General features: G+C 54.1%; 15 protein-coding genes. 7 read left to right on the forward strand and 8 right to left on the reverse strand.

Annotated features, from left to right (window positions below):
- The first annotated feature begins 376 nt into the window (after positions 1 to 376).
- From GJJ30_RS25740 to GJJ30_RS25765, 6 genes are all read left to right on the forward strand, one after another.
- Complete coding sequence (locus GJJ30_RS25740; protein ID WP_154178037.1) at positions 377 to 1,627, forward strand: MFS transporter; 1,251 nt, start codon at positions 377 to 379, stop codon at positions 1,625 to 1,627.
- Between the two features lie 171 nt (positions 1,628 to 1,798).
- Positions 1,799 to 2,815 (forward strand): 2-hydroxyacid dehydrogenase, encoded by a 1,017-nt coding sequence (locus GJJ30_RS25745; RefSeq protein ID WP_154178038.1) that lies wholly within the window; start codon positions 1,799 to 1,801, stop codon positions 2,813 to 2,815.
- A 6-nt stretch (positions 2,816 to 2,821) separates the two neighbouring features.
- Positions 2,822 to 4,261, forward strand: a complete 1,440-nt coding sequence (locus tag GJJ30_RS32615; RefSeq protein WP_310588390.1) for an FGGY family carbohydrate kinase — start codon at positions 2,822 to 2,824, stop codon at positions 4,259 to 4,261.
- Positions 4,261 to 5,697 (forward strand): FGGY-family carbohydrate kinase, encoded by a 1,437-nt coding sequence (locus GJJ30_RS25755; protein ID WP_154178039.1) that lies wholly within the window; start codon positions 4,261 to 4,263, stop codon positions 5,695 to 5,697. The genes GJJ30_RS32615 and GJJ30_RS25755 overlap by 1 nt, the downstream gene beginning before the upstream one ends.
- Before the next feature lie 10 nt (positions 5,698 to 5,707).
- Entirely contained in the window at positions 5,708 to 6,307 is a 600-nt protein-coding gene (locus GJJ30_RS25760) for a histidine phosphatase family protein (RefSeq protein ID WP_154178040.1), read from the forward strand.
- 20 nt (positions 6,308 to 6,327) lie between these two features.
- Positions 6,328 to 7,272 carry a glycerophosphodiester phosphodiesterase family protein gene (locus GJJ30_RS25765; protein WP_154178041.1) on the forward strand — a complete coding sequence of 315 codons (945 nt, stop codon included), beginning with the start codon at positions 6,328 to 6,330 and terminating at the stop codon, positions 7,270 to 7,272.
- A 60-nt stretch (positions 7,273 to 7,332) separates the two neighbouring features.
- Here GJJ30_RS25765 and GJJ30_RS25770 read toward each other — a convergent pair whose 3' ends face one another.
- From GJJ30_RS25770 to GJJ30_RS25795, 6 genes are all read right to left on the reverse strand, one after another.
- Positions 7,333 to 7,848 carry a cupin domain-containing protein gene (locus GJJ30_RS25770; protein ID WP_154178042.1) on the reverse strand — a complete coding sequence of 172 codons (516 nt, stop codon included), beginning with the start codon at positions 7,846 to 7,848 and terminating at the stop codon, positions 7,333 to 7,335.
- Between the two features lie 204 nt (positions 7,849 to 8,052).
- Positions 8,053 to 8,535: a DoxX family protein gene (locus GJJ30_RS25775; RefSeq protein ID WP_154178043.1), complete on the reverse strand. Its 483-nt coding sequence runs from the start codon at positions 8,533 to 8,535 to the stop codon at positions 8,053 to 8,055.
- A gap of 29 nt (positions 8,536 to 8,564) precedes the next feature.
- A complete protein-coding gene (locus tag GJJ30_RS25780; RefSeq protein ID WP_154178044.1) occupies positions 8,565 to 8,942 on the reverse strand; it encodes a nuclear transport factor 2 family protein in 378 nt (125 codons plus the stop codon).
- A 346-nt stretch (positions 8,943 to 9,288) separates the two neighbouring features.
- Positions 9,289 to 9,873 carry a Crp/Fnr family transcriptional regulator gene (locus tag GJJ30_RS25785; RefSeq protein ID WP_154178045.1) on the reverse strand — a complete coding sequence of 195 codons (585 nt, stop codon included), beginning with the start codon at positions 9,871 to 9,873 and terminating at the stop codon, positions 9,289 to 9,291.
- 49 nt (positions 9,874 to 9,922) lie between these two features.
- Positions 9,923 to 10,720, reverse strand: a complete 798-nt coding sequence (locus GJJ30_RS25790) for a LytR/AlgR family response regulator transcription factor (RefSeq protein WP_154178046.1) — start codon at positions 10,718 to 10,720, stop codon at positions 9,923 to 9,925.
- Positions 10,721 to 10,741: 21 nt separating this feature from the next.
- Positions 10,742 to 13,846: a sensor histidine kinase gene (locus GJJ30_RS25795; RefSeq protein WP_154178047.1), complete on the reverse strand. Its 3,105-nt coding sequence runs from the start codon at positions 13,844 to 13,846 to the stop codon at positions 10,742 to 10,744.
- Positions 13,847 to 14,267: 421 nt separating this feature from the next.
- On the opposite strand from GJJ30_RS25795, the gene GJJ30_RS25800 reads away from it, so the two are divergent.
- Positions 14,268 to 15,044: a hypothetical protein gene (locus GJJ30_RS25800; RefSeq protein WP_154178048.1), complete on the forward strand. Its 777-nt coding sequence runs from the start codon at positions 14,268 to 14,270 to the stop codon at positions 15,042 to 15,044.
- 14 nt (positions 15,045 to 15,058) lie between these two features.
- On the opposite strand, the gene GJJ30_RS25805 is transcribed toward GJJ30_RS25800, so the two are convergent.
- Positions 15,059 to 16,453 carry a sulfatase family protein gene (locus GJJ30_RS25805; protein ID WP_154178049.1) on the reverse strand — a complete coding sequence of 465 codons (1,395 nt, stop codon included), beginning with the start codon at positions 16,451 to 16,453 and terminating at the stop codon, positions 15,059 to 15,061.
- A gap of 98 nt (positions 16,454 to 16,551) precedes the next feature.
- On the reverse strand, positions 16,552 to 18,024 hold the full coding sequence (locus tag GJJ30_RS25810; RefSeq protein WP_154178050.1) for a sulfatase family protein: 1,473 nt from the start codon (positions 18,022 to 18,024) through the stop codon (positions 16,552 to 16,554).
- Positions 18,025 to 18,138 lie beyond the last annotated feature (114 nt).

An 18,138-nucleotide genomic window follows, 5' to 3' on the forward strand; every position in this document is an offset into this window, starting at 1 on the left:
CCCCTGAAGGGGGCTTGAATATCCGGATTTGAAAGCCCCCTTTAGGGGGTTGGGGGGCAAAAAGGACCCGTAAATTGTCACTTTTATGATAACCACTCGAGCAGTTAACAGCCCTGCCCTGAAAAGGGCTTAAGCAAGCGGTTATAAGCCCCTTCAGGGGGTTGGGGCAGAGAAAATATGGAAAATATAAAATTTAGAATGTCTCCGCACCTTCTTGCATATCCCGCCGATTTATTTTCTTATGCTTTCCATCTGGTTTCATAAAGTTAAATTATATTTCAATTTGTTTAATTAGATTTTCTTTGTTTGTTTGTGTGCAAGTTATTCTGGCTTAAATACAAGTCGTCTGAGCGATTCCTAAACCGTCGATCTGAGCATGCATTCACCGTCACTCTTCGAAAAAGCCGGGCTGCCGAAGCCGCTGGCCTGGGGTTATCTGGGCATTATTATCTTCATGATGGGCGACGGCGTCGAGCAGGGCTGGCTGAGCCCGTACCTGCTGGAACACGGTATGAGCATCCAGCAATCGGCTTCGCTGTTTACGGTTTACGGCGTCACGATTGCGGTTTCCTCCTGGTTTTCGGGCGTCCTCGCCGAAGGCTACGGTCCGCGGAAAGCGATGCTGGCGGGGCTGTTGCTCTACATTCTCGGCACCGTCGGATTTGTTGGTTACGGCATGGCCCGACTCGATTTTCCGGCGATGCTCGTGACCTACGCCATTCGCGGTTTTGGTTATCCGCTGTTTGCGTATTCGTTTCTGGTCTGGATCACCTACCGAACTCCGCAGCACCAGTTGGGGCGGGCCGTCGGCTGGTTCTGGTTCGTATTTACGGGCGGACTGAACGTCTTTGGAGCCTATTATTCAAGCTGGGCCATCGAGCGGATTGGTTACCAGAACACCCTCTGGACGTCCATCTTCTGGGTCGCCCTGGGCGGTTTTTTTGCGCTGGTCCTGAACCGCGACCGGTTTGTGCCGCTGGCCGCCAGCGCCGGAACCAAAACCAGGGAACTCCTCAACGGCCTGACCATCGTCCAGAAAGAACCCAAAGTGCTGATCGGCGGCATTGTCCGCATCATCAATACCACCGCGCAGTTTGCCTTCCCGGTTTTCTTGCCGATTTATCTGGCCAAATTCGGCTTCAGTACGGTGCAGTGGCTGCAAATCTGGGGGACGATTTTTACCAGTAACATCATCTTTAATCTGCTGTTCGGCTTCATTGGCGACCGGCTGGGCTGGCGCAACACCATTATGTGGTTCGGGGGCGTCGGCTGCGCAATTTCAACGTTATTGTTTTATTACTCACCGGTTTGGTTCAGCGGCAACTATGGAATGGTTCTGTTGTCGGGCGTGCTCTGGGGCGGTTTGCTGGCGGGCTACGTCCCCTTGTCGGCCCTGGTGCCATCGCTGGTAAAAGAGGACAAAGGCGCAGCTATGGCGATTCTGAATCTGGGGGCGGGCTTACCGGTTTTTGTCGGCCCCGCCATCGTCGGCCTGACCATCGGCACCATTGGCAGCGAAGGCGTCGTCTGGATTCTGGCCGGTTTGTACTTTCTGAGCGCGGTGTTAACGCAATTCATTACGTTGCCGAAAGAAACCGCTTCGGTTCCGCAAGCTATCAAGGTTTGAACTGTCAATAAGTCGGAATTTGGTTTATCGTTATCAATGAGTAAGGTATTAGTGACTGTCTAAAAATGAAATTACTCGACTCGAAGGAGAGGAAATTATAAAATTTAGACAGTCACTTAGTGATCAGGTTTTTACTTTCGTAAACCGTAAACCGGTTACAACTTTTTAAGAATGAGAATTTTAATTACCGCGCCGTATCATCAACAAGCGCAGGACGAACTGGCGAATTGGTTTGGCGAGATCATCTACCGGCCCTGGAAATTGCAGGAACGGGCTTATTCCCCAACGGAACTCATTGATCTGTTGAAGGTTACCCAGGCCGATGCGCTCATTACCGAACACGATGAAGTGACGGCGGCCGTGATCGAAGCCTATCCGGCCTTGCGGTTTATCGGCGTTTGCCGGGGAACACCTTCCAATGTGGCGGTTTCGACGGCGACCGAAAAAGGCATCCCGGTTTTCAACACCCCCGCCCGGAATGCGCAGGCGGTGGCCGAGCTCTTCATTGCCAATCTTATCACACTGATGCGCAATACGTTAGCCGCGATTCACTGGCTGGAAGGGGAGAACTGGGCCGCCGGGGCGCATACTTCGTATCTCCAGTTCAAGGGGAATGAAATTGCCGGAAAAACCATCGGTATGGTCGGTTTCGGAGCGGTTGGGCAAACCATCGCTAACCTCGTCCGGCATTTTCCAACGCGGATTCAGTACTACGATCCGTTCTACACATCTGACGATCCGGATTATAAGAAAACCGATCTGGAAACCCTGTTTAAAAGCAGCGATGTCGTATCCATCCACCTGCCGGTCAATGAACAGACTAAAGGGTTGATTGGCAAACCGTTGCTGACCCTGATGAAACCGGATGCGATTTTTGTCAATACCGCCCGGGCCGTGGTCGTCAACCGCGAAGATTTGCTGGAAGTGCTCGAAAACCGGAAAATCCGGGGCGCCATTCTGGATGTGTTCGATCACGAACCGCCGGATGAGCTGGATTATAAGCTCATTCACCGCGAGGATGTCCTGGCGACTCCGCACATCGCCGGAGCGACGTTCGAGGTCGAAGATCACCACGCGGATATCTTGAACAAGGCCCTGCACAACTTCTTCGTCGCGGAAAAAACCGACATCCGGCAGTTCGTAAATCCGGCGGTTCTGAACAAAAAAGACCTGACCATTAATCCCTGACTATCTGTGGACTACGGTTATTTAATCATCGATGTGGGAACCGGAAACGTTCGGGTTGCCATCGCCGAAACCAGCGGAGCCATTCGACAGGTAGCGGGTGAAGACATGCGGTACGAATGGGACAATCACTACCCGGAATCCATCTATTTCGACCCGGACCACCTTTGGGCGCAAATCGTCCGGCTGGCAAAAACCGCTCTGGCAAACGCCGGGCCGGTCACGATCCGGGCCGTCACTGCGACCAGTCAGCGGGAGGGCATTGTGGCCATTGGTAAAACGGGCCAGTCGCTGATCGGAATGCCGAACATCGACCACCGCGGCCGGGAGTGGGAGGATTCGATTGCCGATAAAAACCGGGTCTATCAACTGACCGGCCGCTTCCCGACTTCGCTTTTTTCCGCGCTGAAACTCGTGGGCGTTCGGGAACGGCGGCCCGACCTCTGGAACGAAATTTCAGCCTTTCTGAGCATCAGCGACTGGGTGCAGTTCCGGCTGAGCGGGATTGCCCGGTACGAACATTCGCAGGCGTCGGAAACCCTGCTGTACGACGTGGCTGCCAAACAGTGGTCGTCGGAATTAAGTGCGGTTTTTGGTCTGAACGCCAGTCTGTTACCGCCTTTGCAGTCGGCTGGATCAATCCTGGGACCGGTTTTGGCTTCTAGTGCCGATCAACTGGGCATTTCGCCCGAAACGGCGGTGGTCGTGGGCGGGGCCGATACGCAATTGGCCGTTCGGAGCACGCAGCCCTCGTTCGACGATGTCGTGATCGTATCGGGTACCACGACGCCCGTCATCAAACTGGTCGATCAGTACCTCACCGACGATCAGCAACGCACCTGGACCAATCGTCACATCGACGAAACCGGTTTTATTCTGGAAACCAACGCGGGCGTAACGGGCCTGAATTACCAGCGACTGAAAGCAATTTTTTATCCCAACGAAAGCTACGAAGTCATCGAAAAAGAAGTTGCCGAAAGTACCGACTCCCGCTGTGTAGCGGCTTTGGGCTCCTTACTGGCCGACGAAAAGAAACCGCTGATTCGGGGCGGTTTTCTGTTCAATACGCCGGTTTCGCACCAGCTGACGCGGGGCGATTTCGTCCGCGCTACACTCTGGGATATCGCTTGCAGTATCTTCGAAAATTACAAAAGTCTGTGCGCCGTCACGACCCATTCCAAACCGTATATCTGGGCCTGCGGGGGCGGCATGCAAAGCCGGGTCCTGCGCCAGTTTATCGCCAACCTGACCCGAAAAACCGTCCGCATTCGAAACACCTACCGCCAATCGTCGGTAGTCGGGGGCGTTTTCGTGTGCAACGATGCACTCGGAGTAGAAGGAGCGGACCTGACAACGCTGGATGAGGTCGTTCCTGAACAAGCCGAATCGTTTATGGAACTGTATGAAGAATGGAAAACGACGCGAACGGCCTTTAAATCAATGCAATAATGCCGGTTTATTTTATCGGAATTGACGTTGGAACGCAGGGCGTTCGGGTGGTATTGACGGATGAAACCGGTCAGGTGCGGGCCAGTGCGGAAGCAGGTTTTTCATTAACCGAACAGTCGCGCGAAGAGCAATCGCCCCTGGAATGGTGGAATGCCGGTTGGCGCTGTTTGAAGTCGGTACTGGAAATTGCGAAAACCACCCTTGATTTGCGGTCGGTCAAATCCATTGCGGTGACGTCGACTTCGGGTACGGTTATTCCTCTTGACGGACAGAACGAACCGCTGCATAATGCTTTGATGTACAGCGATAACCGCTCGGCGCTCGAGGGGAAATACTGCAAAACCGTTGCTGAAAAGTTTCATCCGGAGGGCTACACCGGTTTCAACGCGTCGAGCGGGCTGTCGAAAATGGTCTGGTTTGTCACGCATTTCCCGGAAAAAACCGCCCGGTTGCGCACCTGGATTCATGCCGCCGATTACATCACCGGCAAACTGTCGGGCCATTTTCGGGCGACGGATTATACCAATGCGTTAAAGTCGGGCTATGATGTCAACAACGACTGCTGGCCTGCGTACCTCTTCGAACAACTCCCGTTGAAAAAAGAGTGGATGCAGCAGGTGGTTCCGTCCGGAAAACCGGTTGGTAAACTGCTTCCCGAGCTGGCGAATGAACTGGGTTTAATGCAAATTACGGTGGTGGCCGGAATGACCGACGGCTGTGCCTCGCAGGTCGCGTCGGGAGCCGTCCGACCGGGCGACTGGAATACGACCATCGGAACGACACTGGTGGTCAAGGGGGTGACTTTGCAGGAATTGAAAGACCCGGAAGGGCGTTTATACAGTCACCGGCATCCCGAAGGGTACTGGATGCCGGGCGGGGCCAGCAACACCGGCGCCGACTGGGTGACGGCCGGTTTCAGTGACCGGCTCGCGGAGCTGACGCAGGCCGCTGCCAACCTGATTCCGACGCCATATGTAGCTTATCCGCTGCGCCAGCAGGGGGAACGTTTCCCGTTTATTGCGGCCCAGGCCCGGGGTTTTGCGCCGGAAGGGCTTTCGGATGCGGAGCTTTTTACGGCCAATATGGAAGGCGTTGCCTACCTGGAGCGCTATGCGTACGAACTGATCGAAAGCCTGTCGGGCGAAACCGTTCGGGCGGTTTTTACGGCAGGGGGCGCGAGCAACAGCGACGTCTGGCTGACCATCCGCAGCAACGTTTTGAATCGTCCGGTTTACAAATGTGCGCAGGTGAGCGGGGCGGTCGGAGCCGCGATTCTGGCGGCTTCCCAAACGCATTTCAGCACCCTGACCGAAGCGGCTCAGGCGATGACGCATATGGAAAAAGAAGTGAAACCTTCTGCCGAACTGATGCGGACTTACGACTCCTGTTATCGTAAATTTGTCGGCCTGTTGCGGGAAAAAGGATTTATCAATTGAGACAAAATCGATGCTAACGGTTTATTTGCTTCGTCACGGAGAAACGTTCTGGAATGCGGATGGAAACCGGTATTGCGGGGCCACCGATATTGGATTAACAGACAAAGGGATTCAGCAGGCCCACGGTGCAGCCCGGCTTTTGAAGGATATTTCGTTCGATGCCATTTATTCCTCGCCCTTGCAGCGGGCGTTTCGGACGGCGCAGATTGCGTCGGGAAAACCGGAAAGCGTGGTAATCGATGAGCGGTTGATCGAAGCCGGTTTTGGCGATTGGGAAGGCAAAACCCGGGACGAATTTATTGCCGAAAAACCCGAGCTTTGGGATAACTGGTGTCTGGCTCCCGACCATAACCGGGCCGGGGGAACCGGCGAAACCGCGCTGGAAATCGTAACCCGCGTTGACGATTTTTTTCGGGAAATCCGGCAAAAACACGTTTCCGGGACCATTCTGGTGGTTGCGCACAACGCCGTAAACCGGTTTTACATGAGTTGGAAGCTGGGCATGCCGCTGAAAAATTACCGGAAACTGGTGCAGGATAATTCGACCATTACGTTGTTTACGCTGGATAACGAAGATGAATTTAGTCTCTTGAAATTGAATTGCCGCTGACCTTTCTACCCCAAACTACCATGTTAAGACGAATCAGTTTACCGGTTTTTTTGCTGCTGACCTTCACGCTGAAACTACAGGCGCAGCAACCCCTGCAGGTGTTGGCGATCAAAACGCCCAAAGAACTGCACAGCTTTTTCCGGTGGACAGGCAAGGATATTCCGATCATTAGCGGACACCGGGGTGGCATGGTGAAAGGCTTTCCGGAAAACTCGATGGCGACTTTTGAGAACACGCTGAAGCACACCCCGGCCTTTTTCGAGATTGATCCGCGGCTGACGAAAGACAGTGTGATTGTAATCCTGCACGACGCAACGCTGGAACGAACCACGACCGGAACCGGAAACCTGTCGGATTATACCTGGGCCGAACTGAAAAAACTGCGGCTGAAAGATGCCGAAGGAAATGTTACCGAACACCGGATTCCGACGCTGGCCGAAGCCATCGAGTGGGCGCGGGGCAAAACGATTCTGAATCTGGACAAAAAAGACGTGCCGTTTCCGATGATTGCCGCGATCATCCGCGAACACAAAGCCGACGCGTTTGTAATGCTGACGGTACATACCGCCGAGGAAGCGCTTTACTATTACAAAGGGAATAAAAACCAGATGTTTTCGGCCTTCGTCAAAACGCCACAAGCCATGAAGGAATACGAAAAAGCCGGGATTCCGTGGACCCAGCTGATTGCCTACATCGGGCCGGACATCAAACCCGAAAACCAGGAAATGTATAAATTGCTGAATGCCAAAGGCGTGATGTGCATGATTTCGGCCGCGCCGACGTTCGACAAACTAAAAACCGCCGAAGAACGCGCTGCGGCCTATCGGGCGGTTTTTAAAGACGGTGCCAGCATTCTGGAATCGGACCTGCCCATCGAAACTGCCGAAGCCATCCAGTCGTTGATTCCCGCCAAAAGTACAAAATCAATTTACTTCAGAAAAACAGTGGTCAGCGAGCGGTTTTGAAGTGATTTTTTCAACATCAACGTTCAGTAAATCACTCCTGATTTAATCGTAGTCGTTGATTTACAGCCACAGGTCTTTCAGCCCTTCGCGCTTGCCAAGCAACGGATCGGTTTCGGGCAGTAATACGGCAGCAATGTTTTGATCGGCCTTGGGGCGGTCGCCGGGTTCAGCCCGCAGGATGTCGTAATCCCGGCCGTCGGGATACGCGCCAACCACGCCAAAATCGGCCGAAGCTTCCAGCTTTTTGTGACCTACACCCGCCGGAATGACGATGATGTCGCCAGCCGCTACCCGGACTTTCTGCCCTTTTTCACCGCCGAGATGCAGCAAGGCCGAACCGCTGTAAACACCCAGAACCTCGTGCGAAATGCTGTGGTAATGGTGGTACGGAAATACGCCGTTTCGCCAGGAGTTGGTCCAGTTGTTGGCCGAAAATCGTTGTTCGAGCCAGGAAGCCCCGGCCGACCCGGTTTCTGAAAAAGCCTTCCGGTAAAGCAATAAGGGATATTTGCTGTTTGGAATTGAACCGTCGTCCTTGAATGCGAAGGTTTCGGGCTGTGGTGCTGGCTGAGTCATGGCAGTTAAGGTTAGCAAAATCGCTGAGCCTGCGCGGGCGAGAAAATCGGTTCGGTTCATGCAATTTGGTTCATTACAATCCTTAAAACTACCGGTTCGGGTGTTCGGTTTTCGCAAATGAACAACGCCAATTGTAAAAGAGAGCGACGCGCGCTTCGTCCCTTCCACAATTGGCGTTATTTCGTTCAGAACGGAACCTCTTGCTCAGGCAGTTTGCAGACGACTGACCGATGCGGTTTTGCCGATTTTTCCAGACAACAACCGGTCAACGGAAAACCGCCCGCTCCCCACGATCAGCAGCGCCAGGCTCATGCCGAAAATCAACAGGTCCATTTCGTAACCTTCGCCTTTCTGATTGCCGAACCAGTTCATGGAAAAACCGTAGGGAAGGTGCGTTGTCAGCATGGCGCCCAGCATGACGGCGAACGTTGCCAGTGCATTGAGCCGCCCCAGAAAACCGAACAGCAGCCCGACTGCGCCCAGTGTTTCGATGACGATGGTGAGAAAGCCAACAATCCAGGGAATCTGAACCGTTTCGGTAAAGAATTGCATGGTGCTGGTAAAACCGTATCCGCCGAAAAGGCCAGCCGCTTTTTGCAGGCCGTGGTACAGCATAACCGTGCCAAGAGGGAGACGTAGAAACAGGCCTGTCAGGCTGTTGCTGGTGGTGATGAATTTGTGGAACATAGTCGTGTTGTTTACTGATTTCGAGATGCTTACGCGATTAATTCCGGCGTTGCTACGGAGTCGTAGAAAAACTGTTCGCGGACAATTTTGTCGTCGCGCCAGTGTTGCACCGACACCTGGGTGTAGTTTTTCTCACCCCATTCCTTGTGGGTGTACTCATAATGCCAGACCACCATCGTGACGCCTTCGCCCGCCGTGACGTCCAGCACCTGCAGGGCGCGCAGTGCCGTGACATTGCCGTAAAAATCGAGTTCGCGCTGGCGGTTGGCGGTTTTGCCGACGGTCGGCGGCAGGGCATTTTCCTGCATCACGATCTCCTCGTCGTAAAACCGCTCGAAAGCGTCCATCGACCGGCCCTGGAGTACGAGTTGGTTCAATTGATTGATGTTGTTCAGAAGCTTTTCCATTTCTTCGTTTTGTCGGTTGTTTGATTGAATTGACAATACAAAGGTAGAGCAGCCCCGGGCCGGAGTTCCTTGATGTAGTTTAGGAAATACCCTTGATCTGGTTTAAGATGAATGGTGGCTCACTACGTCTCGTAGAGACGAAATGTTTCCGGGTCGCCGGTTCGATAGATTAATAGGTTGATTTTCAGCCGCCTGCCGTAGGTAGGCAACGGTTGCCTACCTACGGCAGGCGGCTGGGCGAATACGAAATCACAGCTACAAACATCAGATGCCTAACGGCATCCTATGGTTTGGGCTTTCTCCAAAATGCTCGTTAGTTTAAGATGTTAGAGTCAAAACCGCTCCATTATTTCCGGCGTGATGCCTGCTGTTTGCGGATGCGGCTGAGAAATTCGGGGGTGAAGCCCAGGTAGGAGGCAATCAGGTGTTGCGGAACGCGCTGATCGAGGCCGGGGTAGCGCTCAATGAAGTTCAGATACCGTTCCTCGGCGGTCTGACTAATGGTCGCGATCACGCGTTTTTCGGCGGAAACGAAGGCCCGCTGGCTGATGATGCGGAAAAACCGCTCGAATTTCGGCACCCGCCGGTAGAGTTCGTCGAGCGAAGCCTGATCGATCTGGAGCAGTTCCGAATCTTCGAGGGCGTCGGTGTTGTAGGCGGCTGACGACTGGGTCAGAAAACTGTAGAGGTCGCCCGTCCACCAGTTCTCGACGGCAAACTGCACGACGTGTTCACTGCCGCGATCGTCCACGAAATACGTCCGCAGGCAGCCCTTGACCACGAACGAATCGAACTTGCAGACGTCACCCGCCTGCACCAGATACTGACGCTTGCGGAGCAGTTTAAACCGGAGTAGCGACGTAAAATAGTCGATTTCGGCGGGTTCCAGATCGATAAACTGGCCAACGTGAGCAAGAATGGAATCGTACATGCGGGAAAAGTAATCAATCTGTAAATGTACAGATTAACGAAAATAACCGCTACGAAACCGAGTACGTCTGCTCCACTTTTTCAATGTTGGTGGCGTAAAGCTGCACCTCGTGGACGCGTCCGTTCATGGCCAGCATGCAGCGCGGCCGGGCGCCTTTCTGAATAAACCGGATGGCGAATTTGTTGAGAATATGGCTTTTTCCGACCCGAATAAACCGGTCGGCGGGCAGCATTTTTTCCAGCGCATCGAGGGTAATATTCGGAATATTCAGGTGGTCGTATTGCGAACAATAGACGTTGATCTGCCGGTTGGCCGAATCGCAGTAAATAATGTCGTCGGGATCGATGCAGTGAAAAACCTGCGAATTCTGAAAAACCAGCAGCGGTTTTTTCTCCTCATCCGGGCGTTCTGTCATGCTTTCCAGGCGGCCCATCAGGTCGGCTTCCTGCTCCCGAACGGTTTTCCATTTCTGGTAAAAAAGCTCGATTTTTTCCTGGAGCAGAAACGGGTCGATGGGCTTCACCACAAAATCGGAATGGAAATAAGGGGCAGCTTTCTGAACGGCCATCAGGGCTTCGTCGGGGTAGCCTGATACAAAAATGATTCCGTAGGATTGCTGGGATTTACTTAATTCGTCGAGCAGGTCAAAACCGCTCAGAACGGGCATTTTAATGTCCAGCAAAATCAGGTCGGGTTCCCGATCGGCAATCAGGGCCAAACCGGAGCGGACGTCTTCTGCTTCGCCCACCACTTCCAGATTGGGCATCATTTCGAGCATGCTCCGGAGCGTTTCCCGAACAAAAAATTCGTCGTCGATGAGTACTACTTTTATGCTGTGATTTTTCATGTTTCCAGAGAAAAATAGAAGTTACGCCTTGGCCTCGGCCACCACCTCTTCGGGGGGCAAAACCGGGTAGAGTGGGAGATAGGCTTCGACCCGCAAACCGCCGGAGCCGTTTTCGTTCAGATCAGTATGAAACTGGCGGCTTTTCATGGCGTTGTACTGGTTCAACTGATCGAACAGCGCCTGGTTGATGACCAGCCCGCGACCCGTTGAGCGACGCCGGTATTGCCGGGCTTTTTCCAGACCCACGCCATCGTCTTCCACGGTAACGTGCAAAAAATCGTCCTGAACTTCGAGGGTCAGCCAGACCGTGCCGCCCTGCGGTTTGTTTTCCAGGCCGTGTTTGATCGCGTTCGAGACGTAGCCCTGAATCAGCATTTTCGGAATGGTGGTGTCGAGCGGAACGCCCGGTTTTACGTCAATCACCGATTGAACCCGCTGCCGAAACCGCACTTTTTCCAGATCGAGGTACGTACTGACAAAGTCCAGCTCTTCGCCCAGCGACCAGAAAACCTGGCTGCGACTGAGGAGTTTATGCCGGAAAATGCTTCCGAATTTGGCGAGGTACCGGACCACCATTTCCGATTCCTGCCGGTACAACATCGACTGCACGGCGGTCAGAAAGTTGGAGACAAAATGCGGATCGATCTGATTGGTGATTGCCCGAACTTCCAGCAACGCGCGTTCGCGGCTGGCTTCGGCCAACTCACGACTCATCTGCACTTCGATATTCTGGCGGTTGGCGGCTTCCAGTTCGAGCTCCGTCACCCGCTGTTTGGCCCGCAGAATTTCCTGCTGCCGCTGCGCCTGCGTCCGCACCTGCCGCAGGACGAAGAAAAAACCGCAGCCGAAAACCGCCAGCAACGCCAGCATCCGGAACCAGCCCGTCGACCACCAGGGGGGCGCAATCTGAAATTCCTGAACAACCGGGCTCGTATTCCATAAACCGTTGGCCCGCAACACCCGCAACGCCAGCCGATACCGGCCGTCCGAGAGGTTTTTCAGGAATATGGTGCTGCTATGAACCGGTTCCGACCATTCGGTATCGGGCTGCGGGTCGTCCAGTCGCTCCAGGCGGTAGCTGTACACGGAGTTGGCGAACAGATTGTGATTCTGGGGTTCCTGCAACTGGATTTCCAGGTCGTTCTGATCGGGATTGAACCGCATTTTGCCCGATAAATTTGTGTAGCGCTTGCCCGTTCGCAGGTCGCGAATCGAGCGGAGACCGGTGGGGACGGTTTTCAGTAAGCCCAGCAATTCTTTTTCGGGAATCATCATCATCCGGTCGTGCGTCGGCATCCACCAGCGGTGCTGGCTGTCCCGAAAGCAGCCGTGCGAAATGCCCTGTCCGCCAAAACCGTTCCGCTGATCGAACCACGCGAGCCATTCCTGCCCGTTTTCGTAAAACCGGTCCACATCCAGCACGTACAGCCCTTCGATGGCGCCGACCATCAGATAAGACGTGCCCAAAGGCTGACAAAAATGCAGTACCCGTTTCAATTGCATCGGCACAATCTGCCGAAACCGCTTGTAGTCGTAGAACCAGAGTCCCTGATCGGTGGCCAGCCAGAGGTTCCCGCGTTTGTCGCGGTATATGTCAAAGATCATCCAGACGGGCAGCGTCTCGGGCGAGTACGTCAGGGTTTTGACCTGCTCCGATTTGCCGTCCCAGATGGCCGAACTGCCCTGCCCACCCAGCCAAAACCGGCCCATTTTGTCTTTTTCAATGTCGTAATACCCCGTGGTCGGCAGGGGCATCACTTTTTCCAGTTCCAGGGTCCGGCGGTTATAAATCAGGAGTTTTTTACTGGTGGCAAACAGGTAGCGGTTTTGGGTCACATCGTCGTAAAACCCCCGAACGTTGGTTCCCTGATCGCTGCCGGGAAGTTTCCGGTAGTGCTGGCCATCAAACCAGAGCAAGCCTTTTCCGCCCACGGTCGAGAAAATCAGGTTCCCGTCGGTGTCCCGGTTCGTGGCTGCGATGAAATCGTTGGATGGAAGCGTGCGGAAATACGTGTCGTCCCGAACAATCCGATCCTCTGAAAGCCGGCTTAAACCCGTTCCACGCGACGCGAACCAGATGGTGCCCCTGCGGTCTTCGGTCGCCGAAACGGTTTCGTCCGACCAGCCGCCGGACGCGTCGAAATACCGCCAGCCGGTTCGCAGCACCCAACTGATGCCGTCGGTGCTGCCCACCCAAAGGTCGCCCTGGCGGTCGAAAAGCAGACTCCGAACCGGGGCCGTCGAAACGCCGGAATCCACCAGCCGCCGACCGTCAAACCAGCAAATGTGGCGGTTTGCCGACGCAAAAGCGACTTCTTCGCGGCTGCTGATGGCAAACACTTCGGCAGTTTGCATCATGGCCGGAATCTGGAACACGCGCTCGGCCGCACCGGTTTTCAGGCGGTATAAGGCCACATCGGTCAGGGCGTAGAACAAACCGGTTGGTCCCTGCAAAATCCGCCGGATTTTGCCTTCCAGGGAAATCCGGCTCAGGGTTTCGTCGCGCCATTGCCACAGATTTCCGTCTTTGGTAGCGATCAGCACCCGCCGATTGGCCCAATCAGCGCGGAGATCCAGAATTGAGGGCGCCTGTTTCGGAAAAACCCGGGCGGTAACGTTCTTAACGCGGCCGTTTTGCAGGATGCTCAGGCCCTTGTCTGTGAAGGGCTGATCGGGCAGTCCGGCAAACCACACCCGGTTTTGGTGATCGACCGTCAGAAAGGAGGTGCCGATGCGATTAAAATGGGGGGCGTAGCCAACCACGGTCGTGTCGATCCGGAGTTTCAGACCAGCCGAAAGCCGAAGCCGGTAGAGTTTCGTCCCGGCCACCCACACCGAGCTGTCGGGCCCGATGGCCAGGTCATTGATCAGTCCCTGAGGGAGTTGGGGCAGTTTCCGGGAGTTGATGAGCTGGTGTTCACGATCGAAAAAATCCAGCCCCCAGTCGGTCGCAACCCAGATTCGACCCGCCGGATCGGCTTGCAGAAAATACACCCGGACGTTGTCCAGTCCTTCGGCAATGCTGTAGCGCTGTTCGGCATACCGCTGTGCGTATACGTGTGCCGGTAGACTGGAAACCCAGCTTAGCAGAAACGTACAGCAAAGCAAAAAAGGGCGACAACGCATGGTTTGATTGAATGAAGCGGATGTAAATTACTAAAAAAAAGAGTCGCTGTTCCGGCGTAGCGGTTTCACGGTATGAAAGCCCGTTCTGGCGGTGTCAAGTTGAGATTTGACCGACTGAAAAAAACGCTCTCCGTTTCGGTTTGGCCGTTGGCAGGGTTTTATCTTTTCTCCTGAAATAATAGAAAGTGAATGCAGAAGTTCCACTGGTATTCAGAATAATCCGACCGAAAACCGCCCCGTCCGGTTTGGATTTCTCCGGGAAATTTGGACCGCCATTTTCAAACTTGATACACTGATTGAGGCATTTTGTACCACCGGGCTTTTGGACCTTATTTATCTATTCATCTATCGTCTACTTTTGATCGTCAACCGACACAATCCACACCATCTTTTAATCTGTACAACAACGATACTATCGAATATGAGCACACTAACAGAATGGGTAATCCGACTGACCAGCCTCGCCCTGGTTTATGCATGCAGCTTCTGCAAGGAGGAATCGAAATTATCGGCAGCGAAACCCCATTTTATTGTCGTCAAAGGTAGTGGAGATATAACGCCTGAACTGACGATGTTTCGGGAGATCCTCGGCGCTCATCTGAACACCACGCCCGGGCAGAAAGCCGGTCGGCGGGAAATCAACTGGGATGTGGTTCCGGCCAGTCAATTAAATGTCAATTCGTTCCGGGGGGATTTCTTCAACAAGGTTAGCGGCAGCGAAACCAGCGGCTTTCCCTACGGAGCCGTTTTTACGACTGTTGGCACCGGTTTGCGGGTGAGCGACAACGGGTTTGGCGATCTGATCGCGACTTGTAAAAACCGCTATAACGCCCTGCGGTCGGGCCGGACCTTTTCGCCCATCGGTAGTACTATTCTGGACGTAACGTTCTATTTGCCAGGCCAGACCATTCCCGCGAGTGTCAGGGGATTCGGGGTCATCTTTTACGGAGTAGACCAGGCGGGTTCGACGACGCTTGAGTTTTTCGACGGCGAAACCAGCCTCGGAACGTTTCAGGCACCGGTCCGAACCGACCCGGACGGTCTTTCCTTTCTTGGCGTCAAATTCCCCGACCATCAGGTGTCCCGCGTTCGGATTACGGCGGGCGATGCAGCAGTTTCGAAAACCCACGCGGATGAGTCCAAATACGATCTGGTGGTGCTGGACGACCTGTTGTACGACGAACCGCAGGTGCTGTAATCCGGTTTTTTAGATTATTGAGCCATCTCTTTTAAGACGCGGTAGCGACTTCGGAGCTGGTTCAGTTGTTGGGCGTATGTCGGATCGCTGGCCAGGTTTTTTGTTTCGTGCGGGTCCGATTTCACGCTGTACAGCTCTTCGTACCCGTGTTCGATAAACTTCATGTATTTAAAATCCTGCGTCACGACGCCTTCCACTTTCGGCAGCCGCGGGCTTCCCATGAACGTGTGTTCGTAAAAGAAATCGGAGCGGTCGGCAGTTTTCATCAAATCCGTTCCCTGCATCGTTTTCGGCGCATCAACCCCGGCAAAAGCCAGCAGGGTGGGAGCGATGTCGATGTTCAGCGCCATCCGGTTTGATCGGGTGCCCCGCTTACTGGCGGGCAGCGACGGATTGTAAATGATCAGCGGCACCCGAATCGACTCTTCGTGCCCGAACCACTTGCCTTCCATGCCGTGTTCGCCGAGGTAAAAACCGTTGTCGCCCGAAAACACAATGATCGTGTTTTTGTCCAGCTTCAGTTGCTTGAGCTGATCAACCAGTTTCCCGACAACTTCATCCACCCCCGTCACCAGGCGGTAATAATCCTTGACGGTTTCCTGGTGCAGCTCCGGTGTGGAGAATAGCGGTTTCCAGCGTTCGCGGCCAATGTTTTTGTCGGTCCGGAAGAAATCCGGGAAGCTGTTCCAGTACTTCGGATCGGCGGTTTCCGGCGTCGGTACGGTCACGTTTTTATACAAATTCGCAAACCGCTCCTGCACCGGGTAGGTCGGCGGGTTGCCGTCCAGTTCGTGCGGAGCCTTGAAACTCACCGACAGGCAAAACGGTCCTTTTCCGGCAAACTCTTTCAGGCACAACTGCATCGAATGCGCCACGCTGTCGGTGTGGTGAATTTTCTGGCCGCTCTGGTTGGTGTATTCGTAGGGCGGCTGACCTTTGCGGTTGCAGGCCCAGTAGTCGAACCGATTGTCCGGCGGGTTTTCGCCCACGCCGTATTTTCCGACAAATCCAATGTTGTAACCGGCTTTTTTGAGCAGCATCGGATACGTATTAGCGAGGGCTTCCGGCGTAAAATCCGTGACAAAATCGTTGATTTTGTGCCGCGATTCGTACTGGCCGCTCAGGATGCTGGCCCGGCTGACGCAACAGATCGCCGTCGTCACGTACATGTTCGGGTACAGAATCCCCTTTTTTGCCAGGGCGTCCAGGTTCGGCGTTTGAATGATCCGGTTGCCCATTGCCCCCAGCGCATCCCAGCGGTGGTCATCCGTGAGCAGAAAAATGATGTTGGGCTTTTCCGGTGCGTTTTCCGGTGCATTCACCGGTGGTTCGGCAATAAATGAAGGACCGAAAACCGCCAGCAAAACCGTGCTGAGTACGCCCGCTACGCATGAAACCGCTTTGTTCATAGAGGTAATTTTTTCAGGATTATGAAGGGGGACAGGAACACGGATCGGACGGATTTTCACGGAGAACTAATTTGTTTCCATCCGGCCGATCCGTGTTACTATTTCGGCCGGATTTCCGCGTAATACGATTGCGGTCGCAGACTGTCTTTGTTATCATAGGTGTAATTATACCGCTTCATATACTCATCTGCGGGCAAAAAGGTATCGTTGGTTTCCTTCAGCTTCTGGTTCAGCACGTCGTTCAGTTGCTTTTGCAGGGCGGCATGCTCCGGTTTGTTCACGAGATTGTTCAACTGGTAGGGGTCGGTCTGGTTGTCGTACAGCAGCCACGGCCCCGACAACCGCCGGGCGTAGGTGTAGCGTTCCGTCCGCACGGCCCGGTATTCGCGCCCGCCGTTCTGGAAATTGTATTCGTGGAACGGCACCGGCAACATCACCAGTGCGGCATCGATCGGATATTCCGCCGGTTTCAGAATGCCGTTCGAAACGTCTTTTCCGTCAATGGTGGCCGGAATTTTCAAACCGCACAGGCCCAGCAGCGTTGGCAGGATGTCGGGGGTATTGATCGGTTTGTTCACCTCGATGCTTTTCCGTCCGAATTTGGCTGGATACCGCAGCAACAGCGGCACCCGAATCGATTCATCCCAGGGGCGTTGTTTTCGCAACATGCCCTGCGTCAGCAACATATCGCCGTGGTCGGAGGTCCAGACCAGAATCGTGTTGTCGGCCAGGCCCTGTTCGTCCAGCGTTTTCAGGATTTTTCCCAGCGCATCGTCGAGTGCGGTGCAGTGGGCGTAGTAATCGGCGTAAATCTGGCGGGCGCTGTCGACCATTTCCTTCGGTACGTTCGGGCGGATTTTCAGCGTTTTCGGGTCGTACATTTTGCGGTATTTTTCCGGAGCCGTGTGGTACGGATTGTGCGGAGGCCCCCACGATAAGACCAGCAAAAAAGGATTGTCTTTCGATTTTTTGATGAACCCGACGGCGCTGTCGGTCTGCGGAAAGGCATCGTAGCCCGGCCAGAGGTGTTTCTGATCGTTCTCGTCGAAGTAAAACGAGTCGTTGTAATCGTGCGACACTTCCCGCACTTTCCAGTAATCGAAGCCCTGCCGCCGGTCGCGGGTGATGGGTTTGTCGCGGGCACTGAACGGGTGCTCGCCGTTCCGGTGGCCGTTGATGTGCCATTTGCCGATGTACCCGGTTTGGTACCCGTTGTCCCTGAAAATCTCGCCCATCGTCAGGGCTTCGTTTGGCAGCGGTTTGTCGTTGTAAAACACCCCGTGTTTGAGCGGATACTGCCCTGTGAGCAAGGTGGCCCGGTACGGCGTACAAACCGGCATCGTCGCCACGGCGGTTTTGAAGTTGACGCTTTCCTTCGCCAGCTGGTCGGCAAAAGGCGTTTTTACATCCGGATTTCCGGCGTATCCGACGGCATCGGCGCGCCATTGGTCGGAGAAAATATAGATCACATTGGGCTTTCTGCTTTTGGTCGCCGTGGTCGGTCGGGTGGTGCAATACAACAGCACGACCGCGCTGGTTAAAAACAGAAGAAGTTGAAAGGCTTTTTTCATAACAAATCGGATAAATTTCTGACAATCAAGTTGATTAAATCGGCGACCATCCAAACCTGTAAGGTCTTAAAGACCTTGCAGGTTTAATGTCGGTATTCAAGGGACTTTCTAAAA

This window comes from Larkinella terrae (assembly GCF_009668025.1).
GTDB classification, from domain to species: Bacteria; Bacteroidota; Bacteroidia; order Cytophagales; family Spirosomataceae; genus Larkinella; species Larkinella terrae.

Bases quoted from the DNA above. Each gene is read 5' to 3' on its own strand.
- GJJ30_RS25745 (WP_154178038.1), top strand. From the start codon at position 1,799: ATGAGAATTTTAATTACCGCGCCGTATCATCAACAAGCGCAGGACGAA.
- GJJ30_RS25800 (WP_154178048.1), top strand. From the start codon at position 14,268: ATGAGCACACTAACAGAATGGGTAATCCGACTGACCAGCCTCGCCCTG.
- GJJ30_RS25785 (WP_154178045.1), bottom strand. From the start codon at position 9,873: ATGTACGATTCCATTCTTGCTCACGTTGGCCAGTTTATCGATCTGGAA.
- GJJ30_RS25780 (WP_154178044.1), bottom strand. From the start codon at position 8,942: ATGGAAAAGCTTCTGAACAACATCAATCAATTGAACCAACTCGTACTC.
- GJJ30_RS25740 (WP_154178037.1), top strand. From the start codon at position 377: ATGCATTCACCGTCACTCTTCGAAAAAGCCGGGCTGCCGAAGCCGCTG.
- GJJ30_RS25760 (WP_154178040.1), top strand. From the start codon at position 5,708: ATGCTAACGGTTTATTTGCTTCGTCACGGAGAAACGTTCTGGAATGCG.
- GJJ30_RS25795 (WP_154178047.1), bottom strand. From the start codon at position 13,846: ATGCGTTGTCGCCCTTTTTTGCTTTGCTGTACGTTTCTGCTAAGCTGG.
- GJJ30_RS25775 (WP_154178043.1), bottom strand. From the start codon at position 8,535: ATGTTCCACAAATTCATCACCACCAGCAACAGCCTGACAGGCCTGTTT.
- GJJ30_RS25755 (WP_154178039.1), top strand. From the start codon at position 4,261: ATGCCGGTTTATTTTATCGGAATTGACGTTGGAACGCAGGGCGTTCGG.
- GJJ30_RS25810 (WP_154178050.1), bottom strand. From the start codon at position 18,024: ATGAAAAAAGCCTTTCAACTTCTTCTGTTTTTAACCAGCGCGGTCGTG.
- GJJ30_RS25770 (WP_154178042.1), bottom strand. From the start codon at position 7,848: ATGACTCAGCCAGCACCACAGCCCGAAACCTTCGCATTCAAGGACGAC.
- GJJ30_RS25765 (WP_154178041.1), top strand. From the start codon at position 6,328: ATGTTAAGACGAATCAGTTTACCGGTTTTTTTGCTGCTGACCTTCACG.
- GJJ30_RS25805 (WP_154178049.1), bottom strand. From the start codon at position 16,453: ATGAACAAAGCGGTTTCATGCGTAGCGGGCGTACTCAGCACGGTTTTG.
- GJJ30_RS25790 (WP_154178046.1), bottom strand. From the start codon at position 10,720: ATGAAAAATCACAGCATAAAAGTAGTACTCATCGACGACGAATTTTTT.